The 12,631-nt window shown below is 47.9% G+C and carries 13 protein-coding genes; all 13 read right to left on the bottom strand.

What is annotated here, in order from left to right; translation table 11 throughout:
- Positions 1 to 16: 16 nt before the first annotated feature.
- The 13 genes from sipC to invA all read right to left on the bottom strand — a co-directional run bounded on the left by sipC (position 17) and on the right by invA (position 12,617).
- The gene (gene sipC / locus ACLJQD_RS02605; RefSeq protein ID WP_001650492.1) at positions 17 to 1,246 is read right to left on the bottom strand and encodes an SPI-1 type III secretion system needle tip complex protein SipC; all 1,230 of its coding nucleotides are present in this window, start codon (positions 1,244 to 1,246) and stop codon (positions 17 to 19) included.
- Between the two features lie 27 nt (positions 1,247 to 1,273).
- Complete coding sequence (gene sipB, locus ACLJQD_RS02600; RefSeq protein WP_000245782.1) at positions 1,274 to 3,055, bottom strand: SPI-1 type III secretion system needle tip complex protein SipB; 1,782 nt, start codon at positions 3,053 to 3,055, stop codon at positions 1,274 to 1,276.
- 2 nt (positions 3,056 to 3,057) lie between these two features.
- A complete protein-coding gene (gene sicA, locus ACLJQD_RS02595; protein WP_000386309.1) occupies positions 3,058 to 3,555 on the bottom strand; it encodes a SycD/LcrH family type III secretion system chaperone SicA in 498 nt (165 codons plus the stop codon).
- A gap of 137 nt (positions 3,556 to 3,692) precedes the next feature.
- A complete protein-coding gene (spaS, locus tag ACLJQD_RS02590) occupies positions 3,693 to 4,763 on the bottom strand; it encodes an SPI-1 type III secretion system export apparatus protein SpaS (RefSeq protein ID WP_000097719.1) in 1,071 nt (356 codons plus the stop codon).
- Positions 4,750 to 5,541: an SPI-1 type III secretion system export apparatus protein SpaR gene (gene spaR, locus ACLJQD_RS02585; RefSeq protein WP_000498965.1), complete on the bottom strand. Its 792-nt coding sequence runs from the start codon at positions 5,539 to 5,541 to the stop codon at positions 4,750 to 4,752. Before spaR ends, spaS begins: the two co-directional genes overlap by 14 nt.
- Before the next feature lie 3 nt (positions 5,542 to 5,544).
- Positions 5,545 to 5,805: an SPI-1 type III secretion system export apparatus protein SpaQ gene (gene spaQ, locus ACLJQD_RS02580; protein WP_000342503.1), complete on the bottom strand. Its 261-nt coding sequence runs from the start codon at positions 5,803 to 5,805 to the stop codon at positions 5,545 to 5,547.
- 25 nt (positions 5,806 to 5,830) lie between these two features.
- Positions 5,831 to 6,505: an SPI-1 type III secretion system export apparatus protein SpaP gene (spaP, locus tag ACLJQD_RS02575; RefSeq protein WP_000526016.1), complete on the bottom strand. Its 675-nt coding sequence runs from the start codon at positions 6,503 to 6,505 to the stop codon at positions 5,831 to 5,833.
- Complete coding sequence (gene spaO / locus ACLJQD_RS02570; RefSeq protein WP_000058726.1) at positions 6,495 to 7,406, bottom strand: SPI-1 type III secretion system protein SpaO; 912 nt, start codon at positions 7,404 to 7,406, stop codon at positions 6,495 to 6,497. Before spaO ends, spaP begins: the two co-directional genes overlap by 11 nt.
- A complete protein-coding gene (gene spaN, locus ACLJQD_RS02565; protein ID WP_000503107.1) occupies positions 7,406 to 8,416 on the bottom strand; it encodes an SPI-1 type III secretion system protein SpaN in 1,011 nt (336 codons plus the stop codon). The genes spaO and spaN overlap by 1 nt, the downstream gene beginning before the upstream one ends.
- Positions 8,416 to 8,859, bottom strand: a complete 444-nt coding sequence (gene spaM / locus ACLJQD_RS02560; RefSeq protein WP_000555884.1) for an SPI-1 type III secretion system protein SpaM — start codon at positions 8,857 to 8,859, stop codon at positions 8,416 to 8,418. The genes spaN and spaM overlap by 1 nt, the downstream gene beginning before the upstream one ends.
- Positions 8,837 to 10,132 (bottom strand): SctN family type III secretion system ATPase InvC, encoded by a 1,296-nt coding sequence (gene invC / locus ACLJQD_RS02555; protein ID WP_000856766.1) that lies wholly within the window; start codon positions 10,130 to 10,132, stop codon positions 8,837 to 8,839. Before invC ends, spaM begins: the two co-directional genes overlap by 23 nt.
- Positions 10,129 to 10,536, bottom strand: a complete 408-nt coding sequence (gene spaK / locus ACLJQD_RS02550; RefSeq protein ID WP_001164066.1) for an SPI-1 type III secretion system chaperone SpaK — start codon at positions 10,534 to 10,536, stop codon at positions 10,129 to 10,131. The genes invC and spaK overlap by 4 nt, the downstream gene beginning before the upstream one ends.
- A gap of 23 nt (positions 10,537 to 10,559) precedes the next feature.
- The gene (invA, locus tag ACLJQD_RS02545) at positions 10,560 to 12,617 is read right to left on the bottom strand and encodes a type III secretion system export apparatus protein InvA (protein WP_017441141.1); all 2,058 of its coding nucleotides are present in this window, start codon (positions 12,615 to 12,617) and stop codon (positions 10,560 to 10,562) included.
- Positions 12,618 to 12,631: the final 14 nt, after the last annotated feature.

Below are 12,631 nucleotides of genomic sequence, written 5' to 3'. Positions count from 1 at the left end.
TAGATGACCTTTCAGATTAAGCGCGAATATTGCCTGCGATAGCAGCGAGTGCGGATGCTTTCGACTGGTTAATGCTCTCCATTGTTTTCAGCATTTCCTGAATCAGGCTGGTCGATTTACGTGAACTTTCACGGGCTTCGTCCGATGCGGTGCTGGCAACACGGTTATTCACCTGGCTAATTTGCTGCTCGGAACGTTCCTGAGTAGCGGCGTACTGCCCGGACGCCCCTGCAATACCACCGACCGTAACTGAGTTTTTCATAATCAGATCGCCCGTCATCTGCATCTTGCGCGCATCGATTCGGGTCATATCCATGGTATTCTGCTCAAGACGAATATCGGATTCGACAGACTCAAGACGTTTCGACAGAATAGCCTGATGTTCAGGGGAGATTTGTTTATTACTGTCTTTAATACCCAGACTTTCCGTGGCGCTGGTTCCGGCATTAGATTTAAGCGTCGCATCATTAAGATTTTTCGTCGCATCGGTACCGGTTTTCTTCATATTTAACGATTTCAGAGAATCGACGCCTTCAGCACCGAGTTTGACGCTATTCTGCCCGTTCAGCACGTTTTTAATACTGTGGCTTTCAGTGGTCAGTTTATCGATCTTCGCGGCATTATGTTTAAGCGCGCCTCTTTCATTCTGCAGCCCCTTATATTCCAGTTTGGCGCCCACGCCAGTAATCCCCAACTGAAGCGCGCTCTGGGAAATACTACCGGACAACGCATTCATCCCTTCGCGCATCATGGAGCTTGCCGTTGTTTTAGCTGCATCAAAGCTGACTAATGACAACTTACCAGACAGTTTGCTATCAGCCTGGTTCAACGTCAGCATTAACGTATTCGCGGCAGCCAACAGCGCAACGGCACTGGAAGACATTCCGCTAATATCAAAAAACTTTCCGACTTCTGCCTGCTGCTCGCGTAACTGGGTTTGCACAACCTCATTCGCTTTAGTCGTGACATTATTTGCCAGGGCATTCAAATCCTGATTCATGTCGGTATTTTGAATACTGGCTTTTAAAAAGGACGTGATCGTTCCGGGGGTTTGCGTTAATACCCCTGGCGCAGGCGCGCTCAGTGTAGGACTCAACCCCAGGTCACTGACTTTACTGCTGCTAATACCAATACTATTCAGAATATCTTTAGCGCTAACGGATTGCGAAGCTGTCTGTGAACTATTCTCAACAGAATGATTATTTAAATAAGCGGCGGAATTTACTCCCACATTACTAATTAACATATTTTTCTCCCTTTATTTTGGCAGTTTTTATGCGCGACTCTGGCGCAGAATAAAACGCGAAGCATCCGCATTTTGCTGTACCGCAGAAGACATGGCTTTTTGCAGTTCCGCCGTTACCTTCTGGTTTTCACCAAATATTTCTACGGATTGTTTAAGCCACTGCTGAATCTGATCCATGGCAAAACGGGCGAGCATAAAATCAGCAAGCGCCTCGCTGGCATTTTTAATAAATACGCCCTCGGCAACACCACCGGCTGACTGGGCTGCGGTATTCGTGACTTCCATGCCCAACGCCACTTTATTTAGGGTATTACCTACCAGCTCTTTACTTAAGGCATTCGTTTGCAGGCCCATCTTGCTACCCACATTACCCAGACCGCTAGTAATACGTTGCATCCCCTGGGTAAAGAGTTTGCTGCCGTTTTGCGCCAACTGTTTCAGCACGTTAGGCACCAACTTCTTAATCGTTTCGCCCATCATTTTGCTCAGCGCGTTACCCAGTTTCGCCGCCGCGCCTTTCCCGACAACTGCGACCACCACAATGACCGCGACCATCGCAATAGCGGCGACAATCGCACCAACAATGCTGCCGGCCATCTCTGCCGTTTTCTTATCGACGCCTAATCCTTCCAGCGCTTTGGTAATCGCCTTGCCAATCAGCTCCATTAACGGCTTCAGCACATGCTCCATAATCGGGTTTAGCGCCTGCTGAATAAACGACACCCCCGTCGCCGCCTTCACAATTTCATCGGCAACCATTACCGCAAGTCCCACCGCAGCCAGCGCCAGACTCGCCCCACCGGTAAAAACAGCGGCCACAACGCTGACAATGGTTAGCAGCGCGCCGAGGACTTTCCCGATACATCCCATAATGCGGTTCGTTTCCTCGGCTTTGCGCGTCTCTTCCTGAAATTCAGCCGATTTCTTTTCCATCTCCGCCTGACGCCCTTCCTGCAAGGCGTTGAAAAGCGCAAGATCGTTTTGCAGGCTTTCTTCCGTATTTTTGCCCACAATCTCAATAAACATGGCCATGAGCATAGTGAGGCGGGCGACATTTGACAGATTATCCTGCTCACCCTGGGAAACCTGATTCTGAGAGGCGGCATTAGCCGTTCCCTGGAATTTGGTCAGAATGTTATCCGCTTTCTCGGCTTTCGCTTTGGCATCTGTGCCTGCTTTAACCGTCGCATCCGTGGCCTTATCTAATGCCTCTTTCGCCTCTGTCGCTTCTTTTCCGGCCTGTTCTACCGCGGCTTCAGCTTGTGCATAGCCGGGGTCAGCCGGGTCCAGCGATTGCAATTTATTTTGCGCCTGCGTCAGTTTTTTGGCCGCAGCGTCATAAACACTCTTGGCGGTATCCGTCTTTTTGATGCTGGCTTCATAGAGATCCGTCGCCTCCTGAGCCTCTCCCAGAGCCGTCTGGAATTCTTTCGATACCTGAATCCCCATCTCTTTTTGTGACTCAATCATCGCCTGCCATACCGCCAGACGAGACTCCAGTTGAGACAGCGAAACATCACCCAGTAGCGTCATTAACTTGCCAAGCAGTAACGTCAATTGCCCTTCGCTGGAGAGTTTTTCCCGGGCGGCGTCCGTAGGCGGCTTTAGACCCACCGTATTAATAGCGCTCTCGCCGGACTTTGTTCCGGCTTTAAGGTCGCCCGCTTTCGTTGCCACCACATCTTTAAAAGCTTTATCCGCCGCTTTTAAAAAGTCCGTGTTCTTACGAACGCCCTCAAAAGCCGCCTCAGCGAGGCGCGGATTTTGGGTATATCCGCTACGGCTAATGCTACTTGCGTCATTTACCATAATTATTCCTTTTCTTGTTCACTGTGCTGCTCTGTCTCCGCCGTTTTTAGCGCCTCCAGATAGACCAACGCTTTTGCCCGCAGAGACTCATCTTCAGTACGTTCATTGACAAGTTCAAAACACTGTCTGGCTTTTGCCGCCTTACGCATTAATAATTGACACTGCCCGGTAAAAAAAACGGGGCGATAATCATTTTTAAGTAACGTAAACGCTACTGCATAAAGGTCACATGCTTTCTGAAATTGTTTTTTCAGTTGGCATACCGCCGCCAGTCCCATGGTGTAATCGGGATTGTAAAAATCATAAATGCATAAGAAACGAAAGAATGTCTCAGCTTCATCCAGTCGTCCCTGGTTATAAAACTCATAAGCATGAGCATATAAACCGTCCATCATATCTTGAGGGATCCCATGAACGTCTTTTAGCGTGGCGCCTTCACTAACGGCATCCCAAATCATTTCCGCAACACGTTCTTCGCTGACATTATTTTGATAATCCATTACTTACTCCTGTTATCTGTCACCGACTTTGTAGAACTTAACGACTGCGTTTATCTGATGCAGTTATTAAACCCCGACGGTGGTTAGTGAACATTCAAAAAACGCCCAATGAATACATCGCTACTGCTTTACGCGGCTCAATGCCGTACCTCGTTTTCTTGTGGCTGAATAACGTCTTTGCCCGCGTTTTCTACCTCTTCCAGCCAAACCAGAAGACGTAAAACTTCATCAATTTCTTCCAGACTCACCAGATCATAACGGCGATGGGTTTTGAAAAGACTGCGCGCCAGTTTGATATCGACGATCACAGGTACGCCAACCTTCTCCGCATAGGCGCGGACGGCCAGTGCGCGCTGATTCGTTTCATACACCGAGATCATCGGAATCGGCATCAGTTCGGGTTTAAAATAAATCCCGATCGTAATATGCGTGGGGTTGGCAACAATCAGGCGTGAGTTTTCAATATCGGATTTCACCTGTTCAGACAGAATTTCCATATGAACTTCACGTCTTTTAGATTTAACCTCTGGGTTCCCTTCCTGCTCCTTCATTTCACGCTTCACTTCTTCCTTATCCATTTTCATATCTTTCATGGTCAGGAAATATTCCGCAATAGCATCCAATAATAAGACAATCAATGCGCAAGCAAGGCAAGTTAATACCAATGCGAGGAGAAGTTCACGCCAAATGACGGCAATACCTACAATATTGCCATTTAGCTGAGAAAAGATTTCAACCTTATATTTCTTCCAGCAAATGATGGCGGCCACCACAAAGGATGAGAGATACAGTAGGGTTTTGACCGTATCTTTAACCGTGCGCATACTAAAAAGTTTTTTTGCCCCTTCTACCGGGTTTAACGCCGATAAATTAGGCTTTAATGCTTCTGTCGCCAGCACAAAACCGGCCTGTAATAACGCCGGTAATGCGGAACACACTAAGCAGAGCAGCATAAATGGAATCAGATATTTTAACCCTATCCCAAAAACGGCCAAACTGTAGTCAGCCATGCTCTGATCAAAATTATCCGCAATAATGATCTTAATTATCCCCATAAACTCATTAAATGAGCCATACGACACCAGATAGGCAATTCCTCCCAGCGTCAGGCAGGCGATAATGAGATCTTTACTTTTAAATGACTGGCCTTTTTTAGCGGAGTCTTCCAGCCGTTTTTTAGTCGGTTTTTCTGTTTTATTCGAGGACATGCGTCGCCCCTCGCTCGTAAAACCAACTGCTTAATCCTGTGGCCTGGAAAGAGAGTCGCAGTACATTGTCCGGTAGTACCGGAGAGAAATAAAGCAGCATAATTAAAACGGCAATACCGCTTTTTACCGTCAGTGAAATCGCAAAAGCGTTCATTTGCGGAGCAAAGCGCGACAATAAACCCAGGAATACTTCTGACAGCAACAGCACTAATACCACCGGACTGGCCAGAACCAAGGCGTTTTGAGCCACCTGATTAATAAACGTTAATAGCGGCGGTAATGAAGGCGTGCACTCGTTCATCGGATCGCATAGCTGATAGCTTTTATTTAACACGTCAACCATCGTGACCAGACCGCCGTTTTGTAAATAAACGACAGCGGCAAACATATTCAGGAAATTAGCCATTTCCGAGGTATCAATACCGTTTGCCGGATCGATACTGCTACTTAGCGTTGCCCCTCGCTGGTTATCGATAATACAACCCAGCGCATGCATAACCCAAAAAGGCCATGACAGCAGACAGCCCAGCATGACGCCTACCGCCGCTTCTTGCAGAACTAACGGGATCATCGCCACCGATAAAAACGGCGGCGCCTCGTTCAATGCATGCGGCCATACTCCCAATGCCACCAGGATGATAATGGCGTTTCTCGGCGCGCCGCTTAATACCCCGCTATTCAAAAACGGCAGGAAGAAAAAAATCGGCGCCACGCGAGCAAACCCTAGCGCCGCAGACGCAACCAGGTGATGAATTTCAAAGTACAACGCGTAAAACATTTTTTACCCCTTAGCCAACGCCAGGAATATCACCTGACGCCCGTAAGAGAGTAAAACTTCGCCATACCAGCCAGACAGTAAAAACAAGCACAAACACACGCCAAGTAATTTAATGCCAAAAGGCAGCGTCTGTTCCTGTAATTGCGTTACCGTCTGGAATAACCCTACCAGGAGGCCGATAATCGTTGCGACAATCGTCGGCCACCCTGACAGGATCAAAACAAGATAGAGCGCCTTATTACCTGCAAACACTAAATCATCCATTTAACTATCCCGTCTCGTAATGATGTCATGTTGCAATGTCCATATACTGTAATATCAATCCCTTAGACAGTAAGGTCCAGCCATCAAGCGCGACAAAAAGCACCAGCTTAATAGGTGTAGATATCGTCACCGGACTCATCATCATCATCCCCAGCGCCAGTAGCACGCTGGATACCACCAGGTCGACGACGACAAAAGGTAAATAAAGATAAAAACCAATTTTAAACGCGCTTTTTATTTCGCTCAGCGCATAAGCAGGTAACAACGCAAATATTGAAGGTTTTTCAATTTCATCTTTGTCACGCTTTACCGTCTCGGTCTCTTCTCCATACTGACGCTTCAGTTGCGCGTTTTCAAAAAACTGAACTAACTCGCGATCTGAATATTTGATCAGATAATCGCGATAACCATCCAGACCTTCATCAACGTGTTTACTTAATGACGAAATATCATTAAAGGTGACATCTTCGTCCTCAAAATAGACGTAGGCATCATGCATTATGGGCCACATAACAAACATAGAAAGCAGCAATGCGACGCCGTTAAGCGTCATATTTGAAGGTATCTGCTGCAATCCCAGGGCGTTACGCACCATGACAAATACAATAGAAAATTTAACGAAACAGGTTCCTGACGCAATAATAAATGGCAACAGGGTGGAAAATGCCAGTAAGGCAATTAATGAGATATCATTCCCCATTACCAGACTCGCTCAGCCATTCATGGATCTCAACGCCTAAGGTGTCATTCATCTGTACCAGTTCGCCATTACCCAGCAAAACACCATTCGCCATAATTTCAACGTTAAGTTCAGCATTGGTCGGCAGTGATAATAGCTGTTGCTGCCCCATGGCTTCGAGTTCGGCGAGGGTAACGTTCTTACGATACAAAACAAATTCCAGTTTGACGGGCAATTGGTTCAAGCCTGGCAGAGTTTCTGCAGTTTCAGTTGTATTATTTTCTTCTTCGATATGTTGAATATCTAACGTTTCCACAATAATTCCCCCTTCAACACGGTTGAAATGACCTAACTTTTTCGCGTAGCAATAAACTTCCGCACGGGAAGTACGAATCAGGAGTACATCTCCGATCCCGATTCGGCCCAGCAACGAACGCTGCGTATCACTGCTACCGATTACAAAGCGCAACGGCCAACGCAGCATTTTCGGCCTGCCGCCCCCGACTGCAGGCAGTTCAGGAAGATGCTCAAACCACAGGCCGCCCCGATCGCTCATAATGTGCAACAATTTCCCTTCCGGCAGCGCGCTTCCCGGCACGGGGTTCTCTACGCATAAACGCCGACAGGACAAATGCGGCACGGGCAACTCAAACGGTCGCTCTGTTGCAGCAAGCCAGGGAACGACCAGATGCTCAGCGCCAGCAGAAACCGCCGCCCCCGCCAGAGCGGGAGAGACATGCTCAAGCCAGTCCCCAGGTTTAATCCAGGCCGACCACCGTTTTTCTGCATCGCTCAACCGAACCCACATTCCCTGTCGCGTCGGATATTCCAGCGTAGCTTCCTGGCCATGGCGCTGGCATTCTGTCGCGGTTTGCGCCAATAGCCATTCGCGACGATCAATCTGTCTCACACGCAATGACATCAGGCGTCATCCTCCTCGCCAGATTGCTGTCTGTGCTGTTGCTGCTGCGGATTTTGTTGATCGTCTCGCGTCAGGTGCCAGCGCTGGGGATTACCGTTTTGCCATTGATCATGCAAACGATGTTCAACCTGCGTATTTGACGGTATTAACGAAAACTCCCCTGCTTGCCGCGCCTGAATATTGACGGAATAGTCATTTCCCCAGCGCTGAAAACGGTAAGTCAGCGAGCTATCCTCTCCTTTCACGCCATCGGCAGTGGGAAAAATAGTCATCATCGGCTTTGATTGCGCCGCTAAAGGCATTTTTTCATCGCCGCCGGTTAATTGGCTAAGATCGGCGATAGTGGTTGGTTGCAGCGGAAGCTGAGAAACATCTTTAACCTTTTTATGATCTTTATCGTCAGGCTTACCAGTATTGGCTGCGGCCATTCGGGCAGGTGCGACATCCCGCGCCAGCGGCGCGCCCTCTTTACGAACGCCTTCGCCCGCGATGGCTTTATTATCCCCAGGCAATGCCTTGATATTATCGTCAGAGATTCCCGTGGCGTTATCGGTTACTTCACTAACGGATTCCACAGCTTTTAAATCAGCAGATAATTTTTTACCGCTTACGCTTTCTAACGGCCTATTTTTAGACGATAGCAACGCTGCGGATTTATCTACTTTGGCCTCCGCAGAAATCAAACCGACAGATTTTTCAGCAGTGACTTTCAACAGTTTTTCAGCAATCCTGAGTTCGCCTTTTCCGTTATGATGCAGACCAGAAACGTTGCCATTGTGATGTTCTGATTTCGCTGGCGCGCCATGTCGCCATGCCGCCAGTAATACCGGTAAAGCCGTTTCTTTATGCATTACGAAAGCATCGCCATAGTCGCGATCTTTTTTATCACCGGAATATTCTGTCTTATGTTTTTCCACCGCTTTTTTTAATGCTTCTGATAAACCGCCAACCTCATCCTGCTGCGGCAGTAAAATGTTCCCGGATGAACTGACAGCTGACACATCGCCCATTAAATTATCTCCTCTGACTCGGCCTCTTCCTGCTGTATCTCTCGCTGGATATAGTGTCTTTTCTGACGGATTATCCAGCGTTGATAGTTCCCTTCTTTGCGCAACCAATATTTACTTTTTTTCTGAAACTCTTCCCTTTTCTTTTCCAGCTCGCTCCGTTTTTCCTGAATTTGTATAATCTGGAGTTCTAAATCTTTTATCTGCCGGCGAACAATAGACTGCTTACGTAATAACGTATAAATTTCCTCACGACTGAGCTGTCTGTTTTCTGCACGCAGCGTATCTAATAACAATTTCAGACCCGCTATTTGTTCAAGGATCGCCTCCTCCTCGGCCTGCAGCCCGCGGTCCTCATCCTGATAGCGAAGTAATATCGACTCACACTGTGAATGAAATACCGTACAGCGCCGCTGCAATACTTTAATTCTGGTCAGCGAATGCATTCATACCGCTCAACGTGTCATCAAAGGATGAATACTGCGCTACCGGCTGGCATAACCAGGCTTTCAGGCTATCCCGCATCTGCATCGCCCGATCGTTATCGATATTTTCGCCAGGACGATATTCTCCCAAATCAATGAAAAGCTGGAGCTCTTCCAGACGCGTCATTAATTTACGCACGGCAGATGCCTGTTCAGCATGTGTCGGCGTCGTGACTTGTCCAAAAACGCGGCTTACGCTTTTCAGTACATCGATTGCCGGGTAATGTCCCTGCCCGGCCAGCTTTCTGCTCAGATACAGGTGACCGTCAAGGATAGAGCGAATTTCATCCGCCATCGGGTCCGCCTCTTCCTCGCTTTCCAGCAGTACCGTATAAAAGGCAGTAATGCTTCCCTCGCTGGTCGCCCCGGGGCGTTCCAGCAAGCGGGGCAAATTATCGAATACGGAGGCGGGATAACCTCGACGAGCCGGACGCTCTCCCGACGCCAGTGCCACGTCTCGCAAAGCACGCGCATAACGGGTCATGGAATCGATAAAAAGCACGACCCGTTTTCCCTGGTCGCGAAAATATTCCGCTACGGTTGTCGCCAGTTGCGCCGCATTGCAGCGATCGACCGAGGGGAAATCGGAAGTGGCAAAAACCAGCACGCATTTTTCTTTCTTATGCGAAGCGCGCAACATATCCACGAATTCAGTGACCTCGCGGCCTCGTTCACCGATAAGACCAATAACAAAGACATCCGCCTCCGTTTGCTCGATCAGCATATGCATCAGCATGGTCTTACCGCATCCTGCGGAGGCAAAAATGCCCATTCGCTGGCCTACGCCACAGGTCAATAACCCGTCAATCGCGCGCACACCGGTAATCAGCGGTTCACGGACGCCAACGCGCGAAGCGTAAGACGGCGGTGCGACATCAATAACGCGTTCTTCGCTAATCGGCGCCACTTCAGGGGTAAAACGCTCAACGATTTTCCCTGTCGGATCCAACACCGCGCCTAATACTGAGTATCCCACCCACGCCGATAACGCACGTCCAGTGGGATAAAGCACGACATCGCGGCTCAGCCCCTGGGCATTGCCGATAAGGCTCAGCACGGTGCGTTCCCGCTGTAAGCCAACCACCTGCGCACGTGCAACAACCTGTTTTTGGTGCCAGCCACGGCGTATTTCACACAGTTCGCCAATGGCCACATCGCGCAATTCCGCCTCAATAATTGGGCCGGTTATTTTTTGTGGGTAGGCCAGATATTGCAGTAAACGAGGTGTTTTCATCTCATTAGCGACCGACTAAAAACTTCCAGATAGTTGTAAAACCCATTCAAGGCAGTAGAGAACTTTTCACCGTCAGATAAAAAATCCGGATGCACTAAGGCTTTAAGCGTTAGCTCCCCATTCTGCTCCCCCAGTAGTAATTGCCCGCCGCGGGCAAAATGGCATCCTTCCATTATGGTCATTAAGATTTCATAAGCCCGCTGTTGTAATACCACCATGCTGTCAGCACCCAATTGCGCCCAGATCCATACATCATCGTCCTTGACGCTGATACAGATACTTGGCAATGCAAATAAATCCAGAACAATTGTTGAATGGCTATCTATTCCTCCGATGAGTGAAGGATCGCAACCACTTACTTCCAGTGCGGAACGAACTAATTCAGCGATATCCAAATGTTGCATAGATCTTTTCCTTAATTAAGCCCTTATATTGTTTTTATAACATTCACTGACTTGCTATCTGCTATCTCACCGAAAGATAAAACCTCCAGATCCGGAAAACGACCTTCAATCATTTTCTTAATAAATCGACGGACATCGACAGACGTAAGGAGGACAAGATCTTTATGTGCAATCAATAAATCATCCAACTTAAGTGTAATGAGATCCATCAAATTAGCGGAGGCTTCCGGGTCAAGGCTGAGGAAGGTACTGCCAGAGGTCTGACGGATCCCTTTGCGAATAACATCCTCAACTTCAGCAGATATCATTACTGCTCGTAATTCGCCGCCATTGGCGAATTTATGACAAATATAACGCGCCATTGCTCCACGAATATGCTCCACAAGGTTAATGACATCTTTTTCTCTTGGCGCCCACAATGCGAGCGCTTCCATAATTAATTTCATATTACGCACGGAAACACGTTCGCTTAACAAACGCTGCAAAACTTCAGATATACGTTGTACCGTGGCATGTCTGAGCACTTCTTTAAGTAAATCAGGAAATTTCGCTTCCAGTTGGTCCAGCATATGTTTTGTTTCCTGAATACCGAAATATTCATTGACGTTGCGCGCCAGCGTCACCGCCAGACAGTGGTAAAGCTCATCAAGCGCGTTCCGCAACACATAGCCAAGCTCCCGGAGTTTCTCCCCCTCTTCATGCGTTACCCAGAAATACTGACTGCTACCTTGCTGATGGATTGTTGGATTAATACCAAAGGACACGACTTCATCGGAATAATTTACCACTCGCATCAAATCAAAATAGACCGTAAATTGTTCAACACGGATCTCATTAATCAACAATACGATGCTGTTATCGTCCAGGCCCTCGCCATCGCGTAACAATACTTCCGGCAGGCGCACGCCATAATCAATAAAGAACTGACTACGTAGACGCTCCGCAAGTTGAGCTTTTTCCAGATCTTCACGCCGGCTCTTCGGCACAAGTAATATCAACGGTACAGTCTCTGTAGAGACTTTATCGAGATCGCCAATCAGTCCTAACGACGACCCTTCTTTTTCCTCAATACTGAGCGGCTGCTCGCCTTTGCTGGTTTTAGGTTTGGCGGCGCTACGTTTTGCTTCACGGAATTTAAAATAGAAGAGTACGCTTAAAACCACCGATAAAATAACAAAAACCGGCAGCGGGAATCCCGGCAGAGTTCCCATTGAAATGGTCAAAATAGCCGTAACAACCAATACAAATGGGTTGTTCAACAGCTGCGTCATGATATTCCGCCCCATATTATCGCTATCGCCATTTACGCGAGTCACGATAAAACCGGCACTAATCGCAATCAACAATGCGGGGATCTGGGCGACAAGACCATCACCAATGGTCAGCATGGTATAAGTAGACAGAGCGGAGGACAAATCCATACCATGGCGGGTCATCCCCACCGAAATACCGCCAATAAAGTTCACAAAGATAATAATGATGCCGGCAATAGCGTCACCTTTGATAAACTTCATCGCACCGTCAAAGGAACCGTAAAGCTGGCTTTCCCTTTCCAGTACGCTTCGCCGTTCGCGCGCAGCATCCGCATCAATAATACCGGCCTTCAAATCGGCATCAATACTCATCTGTTTACCGGGCATACCATCCAGAGAAAATCGGGCCGCGACTTCCGCGACGCGTTCTGAACCTTTGGTAATAACGATAAACTGGACCACGGTGACAATAGAGAAGACAACAAAACCCACCGCCAGGCTATCGCCAATAACGAATTGCCCGAACGTGGCGATAATTTCACCGGCATCGGCTTCAATCAAGATAAGACGGCTGGTACTGATCGATAATGCCAGACGAAAGAGCGTGGTAATTAACAGTACCGCAGGAAACGTTGAAAAACTGAGGATTCTGTCAATGTAGAACGACCCCATAAACACCAATATCGCCAGTACGATATTCAGTGCGATCAGGAAATCAACCAGATAGGTAGGTAATGGAATGACGAACATAGAAATGATCATCACCATTAGTACCAGAATCAGTAATTCAGGTCGTAAACGAGCACTGTTAAGTAGAGAAAGCAGCACTATAGGTATCCTGT

The sequence above is a fragment of the Salmonella sp. SAL04214 genome, from assembly GCF_046550615.1.
Classification (GTDB): Bacteria; Pseudomonadota; Gammaproteobacteria; order Enterobacterales; family Enterobacteriaceae; genus Salmonella; species Salmonella enterica.
Note: the sequence above shows the minus strand (reverse complement) of the source record. Positions and strands in the feature narration are given on the sequence as shown.

Coding starts and splice junctions, on each gene's coding strand:
- sipC (WP_001650492.1), bottom strand. CDS start 1,246: ATGTTAATTAGTAATGTGGGAGTAAATTCCGCCGCTTATTTAAATAAT.
- sipB (WP_000245782.1), bottom strand. CDS start 3,055: ATGGTAAATGACGCAAGTAGCATTAGCCGTAGCGGATATACCCAAAAT.
- sicA (WP_000386309.1), bottom strand. CDS start 3,555: ATGGATTATCAAAATAATGTCAGCGAAGAACGTGTTGCGGAAATGATT.
- spaS (WP_000097719.1), bottom strand. CDS start 4,763: ATGTCCTCGAATAAAACAGAAAAACCGACTAAAAAACGGCTGGAAGAC.
- spaR (WP_000498965.1), bottom strand. CDS start 5,541: ATGTTTTACGCGTTGTACTTTGAAATTCATCACCTGGTTGCGTCTGCG.
- spaQ (WP_000342503.1), bottom strand. CDS start 5,805: ATGGATGATTTAGTGTTTGCAGGTAATAAGGCGCTCTATCTTGTTTTG.
- spaP (WP_000526016.1), bottom strand. CDS start 6,505: ATGGGGAATGATATCTCATTAATTGCCTTACTGGCATTTTCCACCCTG.
- spaO (WP_000058726.1), bottom strand. CDS start 7,406: ATGTCATTGCGTGTGAGACAGATTGATCGTCGCGAATGGCTATTGGCG.
- spaN (WP_000503107.1), bottom strand. CDS start 8,416: ATGGGCGATGTGTCAGCTGTCAGTTCATCCGGGAACATTTTACTGCCG.
- spaM (WP_000555884.1), bottom strand. CDS start 8,859: ATGCATTCGCTGACCAGAATTAAAGTATTGCAGCGGCGCTGTACGGTA.
- invC (WP_000856766.1), bottom strand. CDS start 10,132: ATGAAAACACCTCGTTTACTGCAATATCTGGCCTACCCACAAAAAATA.
- spaK (WP_001164066.1), bottom strand. CDS start 10,536: ATGCAACATTTGGATATCGCTGAATTAGTTCGTTCCGCACTGGAAGTA.